We start from the raw sequence: 20,821 nt of genomic DNA on the forward strand, positions 1-20,821 counted from the left end.
TAGTTTGATTCAGGATCGTATCCCGATGTCATAGAGATTCGGACATCGGCGTCTTGGAAGACTGAGGCGTTTTCTCGGCATCACATAGACGATGGGGGTTGGCTCAACGGGTGTCGTATCAACTGTCGCAATTGCCATATAAAAAGTCAACGCAACGAAAAACACTATCGCTCTCATCGGCACAATTTAAAGAAGCGGGTGAACATTTGAAAGCCTGTGAAACATAGTCACTTACGATTGTCATTGATTCAAAATATTGGAATGTTAAATTGATTCGTGAGAAAAATTCTTGCAATAGGATTGATAGCGTTCGCGATCTCTTGCGCGGTGACTTCTTGCAAGAACACACTTGACTCGTCGACCGGTCAGACCGACATCGTCTTTCCCTCCTCTGGGGTAAGCTACTTCGGGCAGGTGCAGCCGCTTTTCGACCTTAAGTGTAATTCTGTAGGATGTCATAACAGTACCGATCTCGCGGGAGGGCTTGATCTGTCGAGTTACTTCACGTTGATTTCTTACCCGGGAGCCGTAATTGCCAAAGACACGGTCCACAGCGTTCTGATTCAGCGCGTCACGGGAATCGGAGGGATCATGCCGCCTACCCCCATTCCAACATTGAATCAGAACCAGATTCACGGACTCAAAGTCTGGATCAGCGAAGGCGCAAAATACAATTAAGAAAAGCGCCAGGCGGAAAAGGTGGAAAGCAAGAAGTAAGCACGCGAAGGGGAACAGAGGATACGGACACCTGTCGAAATTAAAGACAGATGTGTAATGGAGCTTTTTACTTAATCACTCAAACATTTCGTTCATCTGATTTACGACAGTCATTTGGGCCCGAAGCTCTTGAAGTTTCTTTGTCAATATTTCCTTGTGCTCATGTTCCATCCCGGCCAATGAGAGAAGTACTTCCTTGACCTGTGGATCGCATGCGATCTTGGCTCCGTGAAGATATTTCTTTTCGGAATCGATCTCGCTCTTGATCGCTTCTTCAAGGATAGAAGTAATCGTTTCGTTAATCTCGGCACAGTCCTTCATTTCACCTCCGTCAACCTTCGTGTTCAAACTTCTTCATGATAGATAGGAGCGGCTCAGCTTTCTTTTGTCTGGAAATTGAATCCCGGAAAGCTTTCATAGTCATGATACCGCTCATTTTCAACGCGAGGAGTATTCCTCCCAACGAGGCGCCGCTTCCTGAGTACTTTTCCCTTAGTCCAACTTTTACTATTCTTCCTTTGCATTTCGGAATTTCCAGATGACTGTCGGCGATAATCAGGGTTTCCTCTCCAGAGCGCTTGAAGACTCCCTGTGACTCGAGCTCGTGGGTTCCCTCTTCGGAAACCGCGATAATGAAATCGGGTGACTCGATCCCCGTGAAATAGATTTCGTCAGGTGAGAGAACCACCTCCGACAGCGAAAATCCGCTTCCCTGAGTAACCGGATTGTCATTTTTCTGAGTAGCGTTTAATCCAGACAGGACAGCCGCTTCGACAAGAAGATGCGCAGAGAATTGGACTCTCTCTCCTGCCGTGCCCGCGATTACGAATCCCATCTTCTTTGTCAGGCTGTTGCCATATTGAGGAGAGAGGAATGCCGATTTACTTCCGGATGTCTCGCGTGGTACGGGAAATTTATTCTTGTATGCCTCTCCGAATTCGAGACGGTCTGCCCGATTCACGATGATTCCCAGCTCCGTAGTTTTTCCGGGATAAATTTCCGCCAGCTTGTTTCCCCTTATGGAATTTCCACGCGTTGCGTATTCCGTACAAAGCTCAAGGACTTCCACAAGAGCGAAGCCCGGGTGATCGATAGCTTGCGCGATCACGGTCGAGAGATCCCTGTCGGTCGCGGTCTTTCTAGCGAGAAACCCGGCTCCCGCACCTTCAAGTATAGACACTATATCGATCGGCGGGATTATGTTCCCTCGAGGAGTTGTTGCGGTGATGAAATCCATCGGTGAGAAACTTGAATTCTGGCCGCCTGTCATTCCAAAAAGAAAATTGTTGTACAATATTACTGTAACGTCGGCGTTCAGCTGCGCGGCATTAACCAGGTGGAGCAGCCCTATCATTGCTCCTCCGTCACCGATGACGACGACGTTTTTTAACTTCGAGTCATCGAGTATCGAGTCGGCAATTTCAACTCCCGTTGCAAAGGCTGTTGAACGACCGTGAGTTGTGTGAAAGGTGTGAACGGAATGGAAAAGGGCGTCCACAAGTCCGACGCATCCGATATCGCTCGTGATGTTTATGTTATGAGGAGGAATTTTTAGTTTTACGAGTGCGGCGTCAATCGCATGAGTTATGTGATGGTGCCCGCACCCTTTGCAGAACGGGAATTTCGCGTCGACCTTGAGGTAGGTTGACGGAGCTGCCCCAATCGGCATATCAGCCATTCGCGTCGGCTCCCTTCAATGCAAGAACCGATTCCTCGATCTCTGCGGGTGTTATCATTCTTCCTATCCCGTTTATACCCGTCACTTTCTTTCCACCTAAGATTTTGACAACCTCCCCTTTATAGAGGCCTGTCAGGTTTTCTTCGACTACCATTACGGAATTCACTCGAGCGGCGGATTTCATCAATGCCGCTTCAGGAATGGGAAACAAAGTTTGCGCATTCATGAATGAGATCGATTCCCCTTTTTCTCTCAACTTCGCGACAGCTTCACGCGATGTACGCGCGCTCACTCCATAGCTGATTATTAGTGTTTGTGCATCGTCTTCAGCGTCGAGCAACACCCGAGTTATATCATCCTGTCTCGCAATAACTTTTTCATGAAGGTGAGCAAGTACTTCCAAAGTCTCGGGAGAATTCTTCTGTAGACTTCCCGACATATCGTGGGCTGAACCGGTGATAACGACCTTCTCATCGCCCCCGACAGGCGCGAACTCAGGCACATCTTTTCTCTCTTTAAAGTAATAGTTCTTGAAGGCGTCACCGTTTTTATTTTGATAATATTTCCTGGACGACGTTTCCGATTTAGGAAGTCGATCGTAGTCGACATTTTCCGAAGTCATCGCGACTTCTTTATCCGTCAGGATAACGACCGGTGTGCGGAGTCTCTCGGCCACATTGAAGGCGTGGATAGTCAGATCATACGCCTCGTAGGGATCGGACGGTGAGTATACAGGGATCGTGTAACCGCCGGCTATGGAATGGCCGACGAGGAGGGCATCTCCCTGGCCGCCCTGGGTTGCGCCTCCAGTGCTCGGTCCGAGACGCTGAACTAGCGCGATTACCAAAGGTGTCTCTGTCATTACGGCATACTGGAGCGTCTCTACCATGAGTGAGAACCCCGGTCCCGAAGTCGCAGTCATTGATTTGAATCCCCGCTGAGACGCACCCACACAAAAAGCCAGAGCGGAAATCTCGTCCGGTGAGCTTATCGCCACATCACCCAGCCTCGGCAGTTCATCGATCATATACTTATAAATTCCCGATGCAGGGGTGATCGGGTAGCCTGCAAAAAATCTGCACCCTGCGGCTATCGCGCCCTCGGCAATCATCTGATTTCCGTTCCTGATCCTGAACTGCGGCATTCCGATTCAGTCCCTCACTTGCTTTACTTCCGGGCCCGAGCTTTGCGCGTCCGGTTCTTTATCGATGGATGAGAATTAGTCTTCGAGGCGGAAACCCTGGTCAGCAGTCGATTCCACTCCTCGTCGACAGAAGCCTGCACAAACTCGATCTGTTCTTCGTTGAGGTGCCTGAATCGTCCCTGCATCTTCAAATATTCTCTCACAGGTGTCCCGGCCGGTTCGTGGTTCAGTCGAAAGTCAACGCCATCGAAAACTTCCATGAGCGGGAAGATTTTGCTTTCGATTGCGATCCGGCAGATTCTAATAGAATCTTCGGGCTCGTATTTCCATCCGGGCGGACACGGTGAGAATACGTGAATGAACCGCGTCCCCTTGATTTCTTTCGCCTTTCGCACTTTCATCATCAAGTCGTCGGGGTACGCCACAGTCGCCGTCGCGAGATACGGGATTCTGTGTGCCGCGAGGATTTCATCAATATTCTTCTTGCGTTCTGCCTTAGGCGCGTCAGAAGGCGTGGTTGTTGTCCACGCGCCGTACGGCGTCGCAGAACTTCTCTGGATTCCTGTATTCATGTAAGCTTCGTTATCGTAGCAGACATAAATGAAATCCTCATTACGTTCGGCCGCACCCGACAAGGCCTGGAAGCCGATATCAAAAGTCCCTCCGTCACCGGCAAAGGCGACTACCGTGGTATCGTGGTCACCGATCATTTCAAGACCGGCTTTCAGTCCGCATGATGTCGACGCGGCAGTCTCAAACGCGGCGTGATAAACGGGAACTCCGGCGGCGGAATACGGGGCCGGGCCGTCTATTACCGACCAGCAACAAGCTGGTATTACAAGTGCAGTCTTTCTCCCAAGAACGTCGAGAACATATCTCATTGTGAGCGCGCCGCCGCAGCCCGGACAGGCGAAATGGCCCGGAGACATTATCTCTTCAGATGGTAACTGATATTTAATTTGTCCCATTTCCTACGCTCCCTTTTCCGGTGGACCGATTTCCGGACCGTCACTTCGCTGCTTCAATCCTATCCATACGGATTCATGGTCGGGCGTTTCGTGGTTGAGCATGTACGAAAAGATCTCTTTAACTGTATCCGGAGTGATATCTCTTCCCCCAAGGCCCGCGATGAATCCGAAGAGCTTAGGTCTTTCCTGGGCGTTATAAAGAACTGCCTTCGTCTCCTGGTAAATGATGCCGGACGCGCCGAAGGACACGTTTCTATCCAAGACACCGATCTTTCCAACGTGCCGTGCAAGTTCCCGAATCTCTTCCAGCGGAAAAGGACGGAAAGTCCTGACCTTTAAGAGCCCAACCGGGAATCCGAGACTTCTCATTTCATCAACTGCGATCCGGGCAGTGCTCACCGCTGTAGCCGAGGTAATGAGAACGACCTCGGCGCCCTCTACGCAATATGATTCTACAAGTCCTCCGTACGAGCGGCCGAACTTCTGCGAATATTCTGAATCAGTGTCACGGATAACCTGGCGCGCATCCTCCATCGCTTGAAAGAGTTTATATCTCATTTCCATATAAGCTTCGGGCCCGATAAGTGCCCCGTAGGCGCGCGGCTCAGCCGGGTCGATCCGAAACTGGGCTCTCCTTTGAGGAAGAAATTCGTCCACTACTTCTTGCCGCGGAATAGCAACAGGTTCCGATGTATGACTTAGAACAAATGCATCGAGATTAATCATTATCGGCAACGATACAGTTTCGGCAATCTTGAAAGCTTGTATAACCGTGTCGAGAACTTCCTGGTTGCTCTCAGCGTAGAACTGCAGCCAGCCCGTGTCACGCTGCGAGAGTGAGTCATTATGGTCGACATAGATCGACCATGGAGGGGCCATGGCACGGTTGACATTAACCATTACGATGGGAAGTCTGCTTCCGGCCGACCAGTGAAGAAGTTCATGCATGAGCGCTAGACCCTGGGATGACGTTGCGGTGAACGCCCGGGCGCCGGCGATCGATGCGCCGATACAGGAAGCCATTGCCGAATGCTCCGACTCGACTTTTATGAATCGGGCATTCAAGTCTTTGTGGCTGACAATCTCCGACAACTTTTCGACAACACCGGTTTGCGGAGTGATCGGATATGCGGCGATCACTTGCACACGGGCGAGCATGACCGCGTAAGATGCGGCATGCGTCCCTTCGATCACCAATATTTTGTCGATAGAAGGATGGATCAGCCCGCTCTTTTCATCTATTCCCATTGCACATCCTCCTCGACGAGCTCCATCGCCTCGCGCGGGCACTCGTTCACACATATCCCGCATCCTTTGCAATGGTCATAGTCGATCGAGTATTCGCCGAACTCGTCTTTGCGAATTGACACGTCTGGACAAAAGGTCATGCAAATGTCGCAGTGGAGACACGTTCCGCAGTTGAAGCACCTCTCCACTTCCCTGATCGCTTCCAGTTCCGCTATTGTCTTGTTGACTTCATTGAAAGAAATCCTGCTCCTTGCAAGAGTGATCCTTGGGACCGCAATTCTTGTTTCGTGGGGGAAATAGAATGTATTTATGTCCTCAGGCTTAACCACCTCAGGGATTCCGTCGTCCAACTTTGTTTTCCAGCCGAGGAATTCATCAATTGAAGCAGCTGCATCCTTTCCCGCGCGGATCGCGTTTACGACAGTTCCGTTGGGATTTGTCGCGGCATCGCCTCCGGCGAAAATTCCCGGTACACCTGTAGCATGGTCTTCGTCGACAAACACACGTACACCTTTTTTCAAAAATGAATACGGGAGAAAAGAAAGTTCAGGTTCTTCGCCAATTGCCGAAATGACGGTATCACCTTTGATCGAGAGATGTGAATGCGCGATCGGAATCGGAGTACGTCTACCGCTCGCGTCCGGCTCACCTAGTTTCATCCGCTGGAGTTGGATGCCTGAAACCTTCTTCCTGATTGTTGTTACTTTCACCGGTGCAACAAGGAATTCGAACTTTACCCCTTCCTTCTCGGCCTCTTCGATTTCTTCAGGAACCGCCGGCATTTCGGCCCTGGTACGCCGGTAGAGTATAGTGACCCTCTTTCCGAGTCTTAGCGCGCTTCTCGCGGCATCGATTGCCGTATTGCCGCCTCCGACAACAAGCACGTTCCGGCCGATTCTCGGTTGATTCCCGATACTCAATTGATATAAGAAACCGACTCCGGAAAATACACCGGCTGCTTCTTCGCCTTCGATTTCCATCTTCTTGCTGCGCCCGGCACCGACTGCGGCGAACACCGCATCATAACGCTCAAGGTCGCTCCATGGCACGTTCGCCCCGATTTGCGAATCGACTTTTATCTGCACTCCGAGACTTGTGATGTCAGCGATCTCTTTATCCAGGACATTCCTCGGGAGGCGATAATTAGGAATTCCGTACCGGAGCATTCCGCCCGGTTCGTGCTCCGATTCGAAGACAGTTACTCGATACCCTTTTCTAGCAAGCTGGTACGCGCACGAGAGACCCGCCGGTCCTGAACCGATGACAGCTACTTTTTCACTCTTAGGCGATACCGCGGCTGGAGGAAGTTTCTTGATGTGGAAGTTCTTGTCTGCAACAAATCGTTCGATATTATGCACTCCGATTGCCTCATCGTACGGCGCCCTGTTGCATTTCCCCTCGCACGGATGGTAACATACCCTTCCCGTGACGCCCGGGAGTGGATTGTCTTCGAGAATCTTGAACCATGCTTCCTCATATTTCTGTTGTCTGACCAGTTCAAAGTAATCGGGTATCTTTTCGCCAGCCGGGCAACTCACCGAGCAGGGAGAAGTTTTCGTCTTATAGATTGGTCTGACATGACGCCAGCTCCCGGTAGGAATTTTTCTGGTCGACTCCAGCGAGAATGCCAGCGGCGGCATTTCTTCGACGGTGGTGAATTTATATTTTTCCATTTGACTCAACCTTCAGTTTACACTAACATTCGATAGGATATTCACTTCATCATAAGCCTCGTACGCAGCTGCGGCGTTCTGATCTCGCATAATCGGTACACCTTCGCGGATCGCTTCGACAACCGCCTCGATTCCTACCACACCCGTGAATTTCGCGAACGCTCCAAGCACAGCCGTGTTGACTATCGGAATGCTTTTCGTCCCGAGGCTGTGCCTGACTGCGATGTCCGAGGCATCCACGGTAGCAATACGATATTCGTCCGGTAGATCCAACAACCCGGCCTGGGCGGACGAGTTCACAAGAATCGAACCGCCTTTCTTGAGTCCTGAGAATACATCGGTTGATTTAATAAGAGTCGCATCAAGAATGATGAGATGGTCGGGCTCATAAATCGCGGTGCGCAGCCTCACCGGCTTGTCGTCCACCCTGGTGAACGCGAGAACCGGCGCGCCTCTTCGCTCCACCCCGAATGAAGGGAACGATTGCGCAAACCGACCTTCCTTGAATATCGCGGAGGCAAGAATCTTTGCCGCGATCACTCCGCCTTGTCCACCTCTTCCGTGCATCCGAATTTCTATCATCCTGTTCTCCTTTGTGGTTCGTCCATAGGATCAGCGAATTTTGTCCGCCTTTCCGGCTGTGGAACAAGGAACACGGATTTCAGAAGGTCAAATGCCGTGCCTGCGAACGATGGCCTTTAGGCGTGTTTAGGAGGCTTCGAGTCGAAACCCCAAAGAACGAATGAGACAACCTGCCACAGCCACCCCAACTCTTGAGGCCGACTTCCGGCCGATTGATTCCTGCTGTTGAAGGGAATAATTCCTCGTCGGACGCGATTTAACAGTGATTTTCAAGCCGGAACTCACGAAATTGTGCGTAACCCAAATTAAATCCTGAATTCTCAAAATGCAGAAGAATGGCTTTGTCGATACGCACTCACATTTGAATCACGCCGACTACGAAAAAGTTGAAGAAGTAATTTCCAGAGCTTTGGATGCTAACGTCTTGAATTTCGTCGTTCCCGGATGGGACCTACCATCGAGCGAACGCGCAATAGAACTCTCACAGAAATTCCCCGGTGTTTATGCAGCCGTCGGCTTCCATCCTCATGACGCTTCGAAGGCTGACTCAGATTCTTTGAACAGAATCCGCGAGCTGTCGTCCCATGATAAGGTAGTGGCCATCGGGGAGATAGGACTTGATTACCATTACAATCTCTCGCCTCCCCAAGTCCAGCGGAAAGTTCTTGAAGAGCAAATTGAAATTGCAAAGGAAGTTAAAATACCGGTCACACTGCACAACCGTGAATCGGACTCGGACCTTCTTGAGATTCTCGAGCGACAGATATCGTCGGGCTGGAGCCTGAAAAAGAGATTTGATTACCAGTTAAAGACGCAGCCGCGGGGAGTACTTCACAGTTTCAATTCGACCGTAGAAGTTGCAACTCGGGCCATAGAGATGGGCTTCTATTTAGGGATCAGCGGAATGATCACTTTCGGTAAGAAAGATTCCGAATCGAATCTCCAGAAGACCGTAAGGAGTATCCAGCCTGAGCACTTCCTCCTGGAGACAGACGCACCATATCTCGCGCCCGCGCCTCACCGCGGCAAAAGAAATGAGCCCTCATATATACCTCTCATTGCGGAAAAAATTGCGACGCTCCAGGGATTTACTATTGAGGACATGCGCCGATGCACTTCATACAACGCCTACAAACTTTTCGGTATCGGGGATGTTCCGGAGCCGAGAATCACTTACCGGATAAAAGATTCATTGTACCTGAACCTGACTCTACGCTGCGACTCAGATTGTATCTTCTGCGATCGCAAGGGCGAGGCCATGGTGAAGGGATACAATCTCCACATCGCGGATGAACCATCAGCAGCTCAACTAATTGAAGAGATCGCCGACCCGCTAAAGTACAAGGAAATAGTTTTCTGCGGTTACGGTGAGCCGACGATAAGACTGGACGTTGTCAGGGAGGTCGCGCGATACGTCAAGGAAAGAGGAGGCAGGACGCGATTGGATACTGACGGACACGGAAGCGTCATAAACCACAGAAACATTCTTCCCGAACTTCAAGGGATCATAGACTCGGTGTCGATCAGCCTGAACTCGATTGACCCGACGGAATATCAGAAGTTGATGGGAGGGATTGACAAGCATCAGTGGCAAGCGATGATCGATTTCGCGCAGGAGGCCGGAAAGTTCATTCCTGAGGTGTTCATGTCGGTCGTGGGGCTGAACGGGCGAGAGGAAGCGAAGACAAGGGAATTTGTTGAAAATGAGATCGGCGCACAATTCAAAAATCGGCCGCTCTTTAGATAAAGTCTTCGTCGTGACTGTCCGCGCCGGCCGCAGCCGGCTGCGACGACCTCCGCAGAAGACCGGCTTCCGACGTGAGGGAGTGACTCGTTGTTTTTTTAATGACAACCCGATAATATTGCAGTTGACCTAATGCTGAAATGGGACGCCTAATGAAGAATCAAAGGCCGCATACCAGGGAGCATGCGTTGGGCGGCGACGACCATCTTCTCGTATCTTTCACGAGAATCTGCGATTCCATCATCTCGGGATCCGACGTAGGTCCGGGGATTTCGGAATTTCAGAAGCTTCTCTCAGGTATCTGCGGAGTGAACTCGATATCGCTCTACATGCTCGACGAGCATACAGGCGATTTTGAGCTCGTGACCGGTTCAGGCAGCAACCACCATCGGCCGGCCATCATTAGTAAGGACGGCGATGAGCCGCTCGCTTCTCTTTCCAAGCTGCGGGAGCCGATCCACTTGTACGGTAAATCCCCCGAGTTCGCCGGCATCAAGAAGAAGCTCCTTGTCGGGGACGGTGTAGAATCCATAGATGTATTTCCGCTCGAGTACCGGTCGAAACCGCTCGGCTTTCTGGTTGCTTCGTTTTCCTCGGAGCTCGGCCCGCAGGGAGATCATGGTCGGTCTACCAAGATTCTTGAAGCCGCCGCCTCACAACTCTCAATAACTCTTCATTCCCGGAACCTAAATACCCGCTACGAAACACTCCGCGAGAAATACGCTTCAGCACTTTCAGAGATCAGTTCGGCCATATTCATACTCGATCCGCGTTCCGGCAGAATACTCGAAGCGAACGAAGCTTTCTTCCGTTCGTTCGGTTACGAACCGTCCGACATCGGCACTCTTACCCTTTTCGATATGGTCACTGAGCCGAGGTCCGTGGTGGAGGCGAATCTCAAGAAGGGACTCGAAGAGGGACGGGTTCATATCCCTTCTAAATTGTACAAGCATAAGTCTGGAGGCGAAGTTGAAGTCGAGATAAAGGGAAAGAACATCACCTTCGGAGGATCAACTTTCTGTCTAGTGAATGCCGTCGACCTCACTGAAAAACGGAAGGCCCAGGAAGAGACGGAGCACCAGAGGAGAAGATACGAGAACTTCATACAAAACAGCGCAGAAGGTATCTGGAGAATTGAATTCACGGAGCCGATCAGTGTTCGCGGTGAAAATCGCGAGATCGCGAAACAGATCACCGAGAAAGGCGTCGTCGTCGAGTGCAACCAGGCACTCGCGGAAATGTATGGTTTTGACCGGCCCGACCAACTCATAGGAAGACACTCGCTGGAGTTTATTGCCGACGTGGAAGGTTTCATCGCATCGAAGATGAGATTCACGGAACAGAATTTTTCAATTACCAATATTGAGACAAAGGAGAAAGACAAGTTCGGTAACATTCACTATTTCGAGAATTCATATATAGGTGAAGTTTCTGCAAATCATCTCGTCAGGATCTGGGGAATTCAGAGAGATGTTACGGAGAAGCGGCGGCTTCAGGAACAGCTGCGTGCATCCGAGATACGATACAGAAACCTTGTCGAGCAAGCAAACGACATGGTCCTGCTCTTCAATAACCGCGGTGAATTTGTGTTCGCCAACAAGAGATTCTTCGAAATGACGCACTACGCCGCTGACGAAATATGGGGAAAACCGATCTCGATGCTGGTACACCCGGACAGTGCCTCAGATGTAATGCAAAAGATCCAGGAGCTGTTCTTGTCACCCGAACAGCACTTGAGACATACTGTCCGGCTCCTCACGAGGTTTAACGAGGAGCGGGTTGCAGAGCTCAGCATGACGACACTCCGGGCTGCCGACAAGGTCACGGGCATCCTCGCGATCGGTCGTGACGTGACACAGGAGCAGTCTGTGCGTAACGCGCTTCACGAGTCGGAGGAAAAATACAGAAGCCTTGTGGAGCATTCGCTCTTCGGAGTGCTTGTACTTCAAAACGAGAAAATAGTTTTTGCAAATCAGACTCTCAGCAGCCTTTTCGAAATGGATCTGTCGTCGCTCCAGGGAGCATCGATAGACTCGTTCGTGCATCCTAACGATTACGTCCAGCTCTCCGGAAAATTCGCAGAGGTTGCATCGACACCGAACACTGATGTGAGATTCAACCTCCGGATAATGACACCCAGCGGGAGCATGAAAATGCTCGAAGGATGGGCGGCGGCGATAAGTTACATGGGCAAGCCGGCGATTCAGGCCGCGGTTGTCGACGTCACCGATACCAAGCGCCTCGAAGAACAGCTGATCCAGTCACAGAAAATGGAAAGTATCGGACAGCTGGCCAGCGGAATCGCTCATGATTTCAATAACCTTCTCGGTTCGATATATGGCGCGCTTGAAATCCTCAGAAGACGATACGGCGCCTCAGACCAGAACCTGAAAAAGTATATAGATATTCTCGACGGCTCGGCCCAGCGGGCCGCCGAACTGACTTCCCAGCTCCTGATGTTCTCCCGGCAAAGGGAAAGCAATATCAAGCCGGTACGAATGAACGACACGGTCAACGACACGATGAAGATTTTGACGAGAAGTATTGGGAAGAATATAAAGATTGAGTCTGCCCTTGATCCTACGCTTTTCACAATCGAAGCGGATACGAGCCAGCTGGAAAGCGTGATCCTGAACCTGAGCATCAATTCACGAGACGCGATGCCGAGCGGTGGAACATTGAGAATCGAAACCTCCAATATGGAGTTTGACCAGAGGATCACTCACCAGATTGCTGATGCCAAGCCCGGCAACTACGCCTGCTTGTCCGTTTCAGACACCGGCATCGGAATGGATGAAGAGACGCAGAGAAAGATATTCGAACCGTTCTTCACTACAAAGCCGCTCGGAAAAGGCACCGGGCTCGGACTTTCGATTGTCTACGGAATCGTGAAGAATCACAGGGGATTCATCAATGTTTACAGCGAACCCGGAAGGGGCACGACATTCAGAATTTATCTTCCTGCTACCGATAAACTCCCGGTCGATGAAGCGACGGTAACATCCAAAGAGGTGCCGCACGGCAATGAGACAATTCTCCTGATAGATGATGAGTTGACTCTGCTTGACCTGACAAGAGAAATACTCGAAGGTCTCGGATACAGGGTGATGATTGCCGAGGGAGCGCTTGAAGGGATAAGGATCTACAAGGACAATCGCTCAGACGTGAACCTGGTCATACTCGATATGCTCATGCCGGAGATGACGGGGACAGAAGTCTATCCGATCCTCAAAAATATTAATCCCGACATTAATGTCCTCCTTGCAACCGGGCTTAACGTCGGCGAAAAGGTGGAGGACCTCCTCGCAATGGGTGTCACCGACGTCGTCGGCAAACCGTATTCCATCAGTGATCTGGCGGTTCACGTAAGGCACGCGCTCGACGGCAGCAGGTAGCCGTTCCCCAAAGATCAGTTTAAGAAATTCCAGTTGACTCCGAACCCGAAGCTCCTATCGAGGGCCGGGTAAACCGGAGTGAGGACGTAGTCTTGGCCCGCTATGTTGAAGAATGTGAGGTAGAGAATCGCGTCGCCGATTTTCGCCTGGAGAAACACGTCGGAGCTTCCGAATGGCCCGAACTCGTCGATATTCGAAGGATAATAAATAAGCGCCTGCGAGTAGAATTCGCTTCCGCTGAATGTGCTCACAATGCTTCCGCGGATTCCGATCTTAAGGTTAAGATGGTTGTCAAACATTATTTCGTGAAGGTAGAGCTCTCCTTCCGCTGAATATTTTGGGAGAGTGTAAACCTGATTGCCGTCCACCTTCTCATAAGTGTAATTCAATTTGCCGTCCGCGACGAGTTTCCAGAAACTGACCTGCGCGTTCAAGTCGAGCCCATAAATATCGCGCGAAGAAAGATTGACGATCGATATTTGTGGATATGCAGGCTTACCGTTATAAACCTCGCGATAGTAAATCGGTTTGTCGATGCTTCTGAAGTAAGGCTTAATGTAATAGGAGACATTGTCACCTGCGTTTCCCGAAACAGTCAGCTGAAAGTCGCGGTCGGTCTCCGCAGTAAGTCCAGGATTGCCTGTAAAATTTTGTGTTACGAAATACTTCTCCGATTGACTTGGCAAATGTCTCGAAGAGCTGCCTCCAAGTTCCAATTTGAATTCATCACTCCCAACGCCGAAGGACGCACCGTAAGCCGGATAGAACTTGCTTTCCACAATGTCTCCCCTTCCGAATATACCTGCCGTCACGAAATTGAAAAGCCTGAATTCCTGATCGCCATAAATTGAAAACCGGGTTACGGAAGGTATCGAGGTAGAGGTATTGTAAGTGTCTTCATCTCTTTCAATCTCCCCGCCATAGTTCAATCTGCCGAGCGGGTTCACTTGACTTCCTCGTGAATCCAAGCCGTATTTCCTGCTATGGTTTGTAAGAGAGTACGGGATGCCGCCGTCACTGAAGATAAAATTGTAGTAGTCATAGTATGAAGTGGCGGAGATGAAATTGCTCGAATCGACCGGATCCGACTGGGAGTATGCCGCGCGCAGGTGATGCTGGAGATATGTGAGATCAGCTTGCTGGCTCCTCAGGTTTATCTGAAACTGATCAAAAGTGCTCGCGTCGATCGCGTACGGCATCGCTCCGCCCGTCATTCCTCCCTTCGTCCGGTAGTAGAGTTCGGTCAGAGTAAATTGCTTGGTGGAATCAATGCTGTATCTGTATTTCGCTCTTATATTTATCCCGTCGTAGACCGAATTTAAAAATCTTCCGTCAGTAGTCTGTCGTTCGAAGCCTGCGTCTAGATTTGAATTGAAACCGATGTTTTGGGAAAAAACTCCGTCGGTGATGAGATAGTTGTACGGCTCCTCGAGGTGCCTAATTTTTGAATACGGCTGCTGCTCGCTGTAGGATTGTGACTTAAAATTCACAAGCGCACCTGTGGAATTGAAATCATAGATCGGAGCCCTGAGTGCGTCTATATATTCAACGTCATTCATGAACTCCATTGGAATATGATACAGGTTCATGGTGGAAGTGGTCGGTTCATTCAGCGCGACCCCGTCAAGCGTGTACCGCGTGTAGTTTCCTCCGATACCGTCGAAAAATATTTCCGACGGATCACCGGGCTGATACATGTTCGCGAGATATACGCCAGGGATTTTCCGGAGCACATCTCCGGAAAACGTGTAATCATTCCAAGCGATTCCCGAATCATTAATTGAATAAGACGGAATTGTCATCACTGATCCGCTGTATAGAACGGGCTTCACCAGCGAGCCCAACGGGATACGCGCGGAATCCTGTTGTCCGTAAGAAGCTGATACCCCAAAAAAGATAAAAAAGATGATGAAGGACCGTGGTCGGAAAGGAAATGACTTCTGCTGATTAATCATTCAAGTGACACAAAATAAACAATACCCGCTAAAATGAACAGCCGCAATTTCAGGTAGATGCGAATATTTCAGTTGTAAAGCTGATACTTAGATCTTTCCGTCTCAAATTTCTGCAGATTGTTCTTCCAAGAAGAAATGATTGAACCGGGATCTTTGCCCGACTCTATCATGATCCAAATCGACGCGTCGCCGGAAAGCCTGTCGAATCCCGAGACCCTCACCTTGAACTCGCCCGGATAGAGCTCGTGCAGCGCCCAGATCAACGTGACTCCCATTTCCACCGGCCTGAATATGTCTCTATCCGTGACAACAATATCAACTCCGTGGCACAGCCTCGAAACAAATTTCGGATCTTTCGCCCACGGAAGGGAGTCGGGAGTAAACTCGATCGGATCGAATCTAACACCAGGAAGGTTCCGAGCGTTAAGCAAACCGATTAACTTTTCTGAATCGATGAAGGGCGCGCCGATCCACCGGAAAGGATGAGGTGTTCCTCGCCCTTCGGAAACATTTGTGGCTTCAAGGAGCACACAACCCGGATAGACTTCAACCGACTGCATGTCGGGAAGGTTGGGCGAGGGATCGATCCATTTCAATCCTGTTTGATCGTACCACATCTCATGACGATAATTCTGCATCTTTATCACCGTCAGGTCGGCTTTCACTCCGTTCTTCAAGAGATGCTCCTCGTTCATCATAGTAGCGAGCTCACCGGGAGTCATGCCGTAAACACTCGGAAGCGGTTGGATACCGACGAAAGATTTGAGTGAATCGTCGAGTACCGGTCCATCAATAAAATCGGATCTAACCATATCGGGTTTGTCCAGCACGACGAATTTTATATTATGCTCGGCTGCTGCCTCCATACATAAATCAAGCGTGCTTATGTAAGTGTAGAATCTGACTCCGACGTCCTGAAGATCATAGACCAACACGTCGATGCCGGAGAGCATCTCAGCGGTAGGCTTAACATTTTTTCCGTAGAGCGAATACACGTGGACTCCGGTCCTCGGATCAATGCTGTCGGGCACGGCAGTACCGTCGCTCGCTTTGCCCCGTATCCCGTGTTCAGGTCCGAAAAGTGCGACCAAACTAAAATCGTGGTTCATCGACAACGCGTCGGCGATGTGCGTGCCGTTCTGCATTATGCCGCTCTGGTTCGTTATTAATCCGACTCTCTTTCCTTTTAGAATCCCCAGGTCGTTCTGTAGGAGAACCTCGTCCCCTGTTCGCACGCGGTCCTGTGCAAATACCGATATAGAAATTGCCAGTATTGCAGCTGGAATGATTTTCAAGCGACGCATCACTGCCTCCCTTTCGTAAATTTTGCGACTTGTTTCTCCGCCAGGCACCATGCCGCGAGCGTCATCCCGTCCCAGATTTCCATCTTCTCGATTCGCCTTCTTAATTCTGACGGACTCATCTTCATAACTTCAAATTCTTCGGACGGGTCGTTTCCCTTTTCCGCCGGTGACAATTCGCTGGCGACATAAACATTACACTTCTCGTCAGTCACACCGTTAAATGGATTGAACTTTCCTACGAGCTTCCAGTTTCTGGCGGACAGTTTGGCCTCTTCTGCCAATTCGTTCTTTGCCGCGGTCAGGAACGACGGCGCGTTCACTCCTCCCGAAGGGAACTCGACGCTCTCAGTCTTCCACAAATACCTGAATTGTTTGACCATCACCAGCTTTCCGTCATGGGTTACGGGAACAACCATCACGGAGCCGGGCGTTCTTACAAAATGGTACTCCCCGACATTTCCGCCGGGGAGTGAATATCTATCGCGCCAATATTCCCAGTAAGGGTTCTTGTGAACCAGCTCAGTCTGGAATGTCTTCAGACGCTTGAGTGCCAATTCTCCTCACAATTCCAGCAGCTCGCGATCACTAAAGAAGAATGCTATTTCACGCTCCGCGTTTTCCGGAGAATCCGAACCGTGCACAATATTCTCCTGCTTGTTTGCTGCAAAGTCGCGACGGATAGTTCCGGGTGCCGCATCTTTCGGATCGGTCGCGCCGATCAATTCCCTGAATTCATCGAACGCGTTTTCCTTTTCGAGGATAATCGGCACACACGGGCCAGACGTCATGAACTCGACGAGATCTTTGTAGAACGGCCTTTCCTTGTGAACGGCGTAGAATCCTCCGGCATTTTCCTTGGTCAATCGCACCATCTTCAATGCGACTATTTTAAAATTCGCTCTCTGGATTCTCGCAATCACTTCGCCTATCAGATTCTTCTTCACACAGTCCGGCTTAAGTATCGCTAATGTGCGGCTCATATGAGTTCAGGTATTCCTCTCTTTCAACGTGTAATTTCTCAATTCGAAACTGTCTGGATAATCCGTGCTATTTTCTTTTTCTTATCCTGGCGGCCGATTTCTTCTTCCGCGATTGTGTCGGCTTCTTTGATTTCTTTGAGACTGAGACGGATATCTTTTTTCTCGAGGCTCTGCCGAGTATTTTTGCCACCGCGTCACCGATCATAGCGGGGCTCTCCACGACTACAACTCCCGCTTTACGCATCGAAGCCATTTTTTCGTCAGCGGTGCCATGTCCGCCGGATATTATGGCGCCGGCGTGTCCCATCCTTCTTCCGGGCGGCGCTGTGCGGCCCGCGATGAACCCCACTACAGGCTTGTTGAAATGGCTCCTGATGTAAGCAGCCGCCTCCTCCTCCGCGGTACCGCCGATCTCACCGATCATCACTACCGCCTCGGTCTGCTCGTCGTTCCTGAAGAGCTCTAACGCATCGATGAACTTGGTACCGATAACCGGATCTCCGCCGATGCCGACACAGGTCGACTGTCCGTATCCCTGCGCGGTTACCTGTGCGACCGCTTCGTAGGTCAGTGTTCCGGATCTCGAAATCAGACCGACGTTGCCCTGTCGGTGTATGAAGCCGGGCATTATGCCGACCTTCGCCTTGCCGGGCGAGATGACGCCCGGACAGTTCGGTCCGACCATTCTCACGTTCTTCTTCTTGAGATAGTCGTAAACTCCGATCATGTTTCGAACGGGGATTCCCTCGGTAATGCATACGACTAGTGCGACTCCGGCGTCTGCCGCCTCGACGATTGCGTCAGGCGCAAAGACAGCGGGGACAAAGATTACCGATGTGTTCGCCCCTTCTTTTTCCACCGCCTCCGCTACCGTATTGAACACGGGAACATCAAGATGTTTACTTCCTCCCTTCCCCGGAGTGACGCCGGCGACGACTTTCGTCCCGTACTCGATCATTTGACCGGCGTGGAATGAACCTTCACTGCCAGTGATTCCCTGTACAACGAGGCGAGTGGATTTATCAACCAGGATACTCATCTACTTCCTCTTCTAATTTTTCTGCGAACGTTCGACAAGATCTGCCAAAGAAAGAATCGTCTGCTCGTCAAATTGGCGGCCGAGGAGTTGCATCCCTACCGGCAGACCGGAAGAGTCATTGCCCGCCGGCACTGAAATTCCGGGTATGCCTGCGAGGTTTGCAGAAACCGTAAATATGTCTTCGAGGTACATCTCAACCGGATCAGAAGTCTTCGCTCCAAACTTGAATGCCGTGGTGGGAGCAGTGGGGGTAATTATCGCGTCAACTTTGCTGAACGCCTGATCGAAATCGTCCTTTATGAGCCGTCGTACTCTCTGGGCTTTTCTATAGTATGCGTCGTAATACCCGGCCGATAGAACAAACGTACCGAGCATTATCCGTCTTTTCACTTCAGGACCGAAACCTTCGGTGCGTGACTGGACGTACATTTCTTCGAGATCATCTATTCCTTTCGTCCGATGCCCGTACCGGGCACCATCAAATCGCTCCAGGTTTGAGGACGCTTCTGCAGTCGCAAGGATATAATATGTCGGGATAGTGTAGTCAAGATGGGGCATAGACAACTCCACCATCTCCATTCCTGCATCTCGCAAGAGATCAATTTGTTTTTCGATCGCGCTCCGAACGTCGTCGGCCACACCCGCCCCCATGGTCTCTTTGACCACTCCGATCCTGAGTTTATCCAAGTCTCCCGTCAGGAATGAGGCATAAGATGGTACAGGCATCTTTGCGGATGTTGAATCGCGCTCATCGTAACCCGCAATTACTTCGAGAATGAGCGCGGCATCCTGCACGGTAGTTGCAAATGGGCCGATCACATCGAACGAAGAAGCGAACGCGACCAGGCCATGTCTCGACACGCGGCCGTAAGTCGGCTTCAATCCGACGACACCGCAAAAGGAAGCCGGCTGGCGGATCGATCCGCCGGTATCACTCCCGAGCGCCATCTGGCAGGTCCCCGCAGCAACCGCGGCAGCGCTTCCGCCGCTTGATCCACCCGGAACCCTAGAGTTATCGACGGGGTTCAGTACGGGCCGATATGCGCTGTATTCCGTCGAAGATCCCATCGCAAACTCGTCCATGTTTGTTTTGCCGATAATGATGGCGTCTTCTCTTTCCAGCCGTTCGATAACGGTTGCATCGTAAGGGGAGGTAAAATTCTCGAGGATCTTCGAACCACAAGTAAGCCGCTTGTTCTTTATCGCAATAACATCTTTTACAGCGAGCGCAAGTCCGGCCAATTTGCCGGCAGTACCATTCTTGATCTTAGTGTCGACACGACGCGCGACTTCCATCGATTCGTCAAAAAGCTCAAGGTAGGCGTTCAAGTTTGACTTCGACTTCGCAGCAGCCAGGCATCTCTCAATGTTCTTCTCACAGGAGATTTCGCCTTGAAGAAGTCTCTTCCTAAAATTTCCGAAAGTCTCGACTTGAGATGATTTTGTGGGCAAGAATACTATGACTTGTGGTCGGTTGCCGCCGGGTCAGTATTGGATGTTCCGCTATGATCCGCAACTCCAGGCTGTGATGATGACGCCAATCTGCCTGACTCCATTTGAGGTTTCGTTTCAGCATCCGGACTTTTCTTCACCTCGTCCGAAACATCGTGCATCGCCTTCTTAAATTCCCTGATCCCTTTTCCTATCGACTGTGCAAGATCAGGTATCTTTTTCGGTCCAAAGAAAATCATTACCACAACGAGTATCAGTAATATCTTGCCAATGCTAAGGTCTTCAAGCATAACATTTTGCTCCTTATATGTATCATAATCATCGACCGGATTCGCTTCTGATCCGGATCGCCGCGATCATTTTGAGAGCATCCCGAAATAAACGCGCCGAGTTCCATTAAATTTAAAGGCTGTGGAGCAATCTTCAAAGGCGTGTAAGATTGGATCCAGACACCCCGGTATCTCTAGCGCTACTTAAGTGGTCAGGACTTGATTTCGGTCTTCGACTGGGAGTCGGCCTTCAATTCCTGATTCTGAGCAGGAGGAGTTACCTGCTTCTGGTCTGTCGTCTTAGGGACTTCGTTCACCGATCTCGTTACTTCATCCTGAACATCTTTCATTGCCCTCTTGAATTCGCGAATCCCTTTTCCGATTGATTGGGCAATATCGGGAATTTTCTTCGGACCGAAGAAAACTATCAATACTATAATGATCAGAAGAAGTTCGCCGAAACCGATATTCTCAAACATCGATTCTTCTCTTAGCTTTTCTTTTCTTCTTCCTTCTTGTCAGGATCTTCCTGGATTTCCTTCACCGATTTTTTGAACTCTTTTATACCTTTACCTATGTTCTGGGCAAATTCAGGTATTCTCTTGGCACCGAAGAAAATGAAAAGGATCGCAACTATCAGTATAAGCTCAGGGACACCAATTCCATCAAACAT

Annotated in this window: 19 protein-coding genes; 3 read left to right on the forward strand and 16 right to left on the reverse strand. The window is 50.4% G+C overall.

Features of this window, described 5'->3' with window-relative positions; genetic code table 11:
- The first annotated feature begins 276 nt into the window (after positions 1 to 276).
- Positions 277 to 678 (forward strand): c-type cytochrome domain-containing protein, encoded by a 402-nt coding sequence (locus VIS48_07320; protein HEY9165953.1) that lies wholly within the window; start codon positions 277 to 279, stop codon positions 676 to 678.
- 114 nt (positions 679 to 792) lie between these two features.
- On the opposite strand, the gene VIS48_07325 is transcribed toward VIS48_07320, so the two are convergent.
- From VIS48_07325 to VIS48_07355, 7 genes are read right to left on the reverse strand one after another with little or no spacing between them, the layout of a single operon-like run.
- Positions 793 to 1,038 carry a ferritin family protein gene (locus VIS48_07325; GenBank protein HEY9165954.1) on the reverse strand — a complete coding sequence of 82 codons (246 nt, stop codon included), beginning with the start codon at positions 1,036 to 1,038 and terminating at the stop codon, positions 793 to 795.
- 10 nt (positions 1,039 to 1,048) lie between these two features.
- Complete coding sequence (locus tag VIS48_07330) at positions 1,049 to 2,395, reverse strand: thiamine pyrophosphate-dependent enzyme (protein HEY9165955.1); 1,347 nt, start codon at positions 2,393 to 2,395, stop codon at positions 1,049 to 1,051.
- Positions 2,388 to 3,539 carry a transketolase C-terminal domain-containing protein gene (locus tag VIS48_07335; GenBank protein ID HEY9165956.1) on the reverse strand — a complete coding sequence of 384 codons (1,152 nt, stop codon included), beginning with the start codon at positions 3,537 to 3,539 and terminating at the stop codon, positions 2,388 to 2,390. Before VIS48_07335 ends, VIS48_07330 begins: the two co-directional genes overlap by 8 nt.
- Positions 3,540 to 3,562: 23 nt before the next feature.
- Positions 3,563 to 4,507, reverse strand: a complete 945-nt coding sequence (locus VIS48_07340) for a thiamine pyrophosphate-dependent enzyme (GenBank protein HEY9165957.1) — start codon at positions 4,505 to 4,507, stop codon at positions 3,563 to 3,565.
- Between the two features lie 3 nt (positions 4,508 to 4,510).
- Positions 4,511 to 5,755 (reverse strand): pyruvate ferredoxin oxidoreductase, encoded by a 1,245-nt coding sequence (porA, locus tag VIS48_07345; protein ID HEY9165958.1) that lies wholly within the window; start codon positions 5,753 to 5,755, stop codon positions 4,511 to 4,513.
- A complete protein-coding gene (locus tag VIS48_07350) occupies positions 5,746 to 7,428 on the reverse strand; it encodes an NAD(P)-binding protein (protein HEY9165959.1) in 1,683 nt (560 codons plus the stop codon). The genes porA and VIS48_07350 overlap by 10 nt, the downstream gene beginning before the upstream one ends.
- A 12-nt stretch (positions 7,429 to 7,440) precedes the next feature.
- Complete coding sequence (locus VIS48_07355) at positions 7,441 to 8,010, reverse strand: 2-oxoacid:acceptor oxidoreductase family protein (GenBank protein HEY9165960.1); 570 nt, start codon at positions 8,008 to 8,010, stop codon at positions 7,441 to 7,443.
- A 325-nt stretch (positions 8,011 to 8,335) separates the two neighbouring features.
- Between VIS48_07355 and VIS48_07360 the strand changes: the two genes are divergently transcribed.
- Together VIS48_07360 and VIS48_07365 are read left to right on the forward strand one after the other, a co-directional pair.
- Positions 8,336 to 9,757 (forward strand): TatD family hydrolase, encoded by a 1,422-nt coding sequence (locus VIS48_07360; GenBank protein HEY9165961.1) that lies wholly within the window; start codon positions 8,336 to 8,338, stop codon positions 9,755 to 9,757.
- A gap of 149 nt (positions 9,758 to 9,906) precedes the next feature.
- The gene (locus VIS48_07365) at positions 9,907 to 13,149 is read left to right on the forward strand and encodes a PAS domain S-box protein (protein HEY9165962.1); all 3,243 of its coding nucleotides are present in this window, start codon (positions 9,907 to 9,909) and stop codon (positions 13,147 to 13,149) included.
- Positions 13,150 to 13,163: 14 nt separating this feature from the next.
- On the opposite strand, the gene VIS48_07370 is transcribed toward VIS48_07365, so the two are convergent.
- The 9 genes from VIS48_07370 to tatA all read right to left on the reverse strand — a co-directional run bounded on the left by VIS48_07370 (position 13,164) and on the right by tatA (position 20,821).
- Entirely contained in the window at positions 13,164 to 14,951 is a 1,788-nt protein-coding gene (locus VIS48_07370) for a putative porin (protein ID HEY9165963.1), read from the reverse strand.
- A gap of 221 nt (positions 14,952 to 15,172) precedes the next feature.
- Positions 15,173 to 16,408, reverse strand: a complete 1,236-nt coding sequence (locus VIS48_07375; GenBank protein HEY9165964.1) for a DUF1343 domain-containing protein — start codon at positions 16,406 to 16,408, stop codon at positions 15,173 to 15,175.
- The gene (locus VIS48_07380; GenBank protein ID HEY9165965.1) at positions 16,408 to 16,962 is read right to left on the reverse strand and encodes an NUDIX hydrolase; all 555 of its coding nucleotides are present in this window, start codon (positions 16,960 to 16,962) and stop codon (positions 16,408 to 16,410) included. The genes VIS48_07375 and VIS48_07380 overlap by 1 nt, the downstream gene beginning before the upstream one ends.
- 6 nt (positions 16,963 to 16,968) lie before the next feature.
- Complete coding sequence (gene ndk / locus VIS48_07385; protein HEY9165966.1) at positions 16,969 to 17,388, reverse strand: nucleoside-diphosphate kinase; 420 nt, start codon at positions 17,386 to 17,388, stop codon at positions 16,969 to 16,971.
- 67 nt (positions 17,389 to 17,455) lie between these two features.
- Complete coding sequence (gene sucD / locus VIS48_07390; GenBank protein HEY9165967.1) at positions 17,456 to 18,427, reverse strand: succinate--CoA ligase subunit alpha; 972 nt, start codon at positions 18,425 to 18,427, stop codon at positions 17,456 to 17,458.
- 12 nt (positions 18,428 to 18,439) lie between these two features.
- Positions 18,440 to 19,879 (reverse strand): Asp-tRNA(Asn)/Glu-tRNA(Gln) amidotransferase subunit GatA, encoded by a 1,440-nt coding sequence (gene gatA / locus VIS48_07395; GenBank protein HEY9165968.1) that lies wholly within the window; start codon positions 19,877 to 19,879, stop codon positions 18,440 to 18,442.
- A gap of 5 nt (positions 19,880 to 19,884) precedes the next feature.
- Positions 19,885 to 20,169 (reverse strand): twin-arginine translocase TatA/TatE family subunit, encoded by a 285-nt coding sequence (locus tag VIS48_07400; protein ID HEY9165969.1) that lies wholly within the window; start codon positions 20,167 to 20,169, stop codon positions 19,885 to 19,887.
- 191 nt (positions 20,170 to 20,360) lie between these two features.
- A complete protein-coding gene (locus tag VIS48_07405; GenBank protein HEY9165970.1) occupies positions 20,361 to 20,627 on the reverse strand; it encodes a twin-arginine translocase TatA/TatE family subunit in 267 nt (88 codons plus the stop codon).
- 11 nt (positions 20,628 to 20,638) lie between these two features.
- A complete protein-coding gene (gene tatA / locus VIS48_07410; GenBank protein ID HEY9165971.1) occupies positions 20,639 to 20,821 on the reverse strand; it encodes a twin-arginine translocase TatA/TatE family subunit in 183 nt (60 codons plus the stop codon).

The organism is Candidatus Kryptoniota bacterium, from assembly GCA_036567965.1.
Classification (GTDB): domain Bacteria; phylum Bacteroidota; class Ignavibacteria; order Kryptoniales; family JAKASW01; genus JAKASW01.

What these genes read in the sequence shown, in the direction of transcription:
- VIS48_07325 (HEY9165954.1), bottom strand. Translation starts at nt 1,038, where the DNA reads ATGAAGGACTGTGCCGAGATTAACGAAACGATTACTTCTATCCTTGAA.
- VIS48_07330 (HEY9165955.1), bottom strand. Translation starts at nt 2,395, where the DNA reads ATGGCTGATATGCCGATTGGGGCAGCTCCGTCAACCTACCTCAAGGTC.
- VIS48_07335 (HEY9165956.1), bottom strand. Translation starts at nt 3,539, where the DNA reads ATGCCGCAGTTCAGGATCAGGAACGGAAATCAGATGATTGCCGAGGGC.
- VIS48_07340 (HEY9165957.1), bottom strand. Translation starts at nt 4,507, where the DNA reads ATGGGACAAATTAAATATCAGTTACCATCTGAAGAGATAATGTCTCCG.
- porA (HEY9165958.1), bottom strand. Translation starts at nt 5,755, where the DNA reads ATGGGAATAGATGAAAAGAGCGGGCTGATCCATCCTTCTATCGACAAA.
- VIS48_07350 (HEY9165959.1), bottom strand. Translation starts at nt 7,428, where the DNA reads ATGGAAAAATATAAATTCACCACCGTCGAAGAAATGCCGCCGCTGGCA.
- VIS48_07355 (HEY9165960.1), bottom strand. Translation starts at nt 8,010, where the DNA reads ATGATAGAAATTCGGATGCACGGAAGAGGTGGACAAGGCGGAGTGATC.
- VIS48_07360 (HEY9165961.1), top strand. Translation starts at nt 8,336, where the DNA reads ATGCAGAAGAATGGCTTTGTCGATACGCACTCACATTTGAATCACGCC.
- VIS48_07365 (HEY9165962.1), top strand. Translation starts at nt 9,907, where the DNA reads ATGAAGAATCAAAGGCCGCATACCAGGGAGCATGCGTTGGGCGGCGAC.
- VIS48_07370 (HEY9165963.1), bottom strand. Translation starts at nt 14,951, where the DNA reads ATGACAATTCCGTCTTATTCAATTAATGATTCGGGAATCGCTTGGAAT.
- VIS48_07375 (HEY9165964.1), bottom strand. Translation starts at nt 16,408, where the DNA reads ATGCGTCGCTTGAAAATCATTCCAGCTGCAATACTGGCAATTTCTATA.
- ndk (HEY9165966.1), bottom strand. Translation starts at nt 17,388, where the DNA reads ATGAGCCGCACATTAGCGATACTTAAGCCGGACTGTGTGAAGAAGAAT.
- sucD (HEY9165967.1), bottom strand. Translation starts at nt 18,427, where the DNA reads ATGAGTATCCTGGTTGATAAATCCACTCGCCTCGTTGTACAGGGAATC.
- VIS48_07400 (HEY9165969.1), bottom strand. Translation starts at nt 20,169, where the DNA reads ATGCTTGAAGACCTTAGCATTGGCAAGATATTACTGATACTCGTTGTG.
- VIS48_07405 (HEY9165970.1), bottom strand. Translation starts at nt 20,627, where the DNA reads ATGTTTGAGAATATCGGTTTCGGCGAACTTCTTCTGATCATTATAGTA.
- tatA (HEY9165971.1), bottom strand. Translation starts at nt 20,821, where the DNA reads ATGTTTGATGGAATTGGTGTCCCTGAGCTTATACTGATAGTTGCGATC.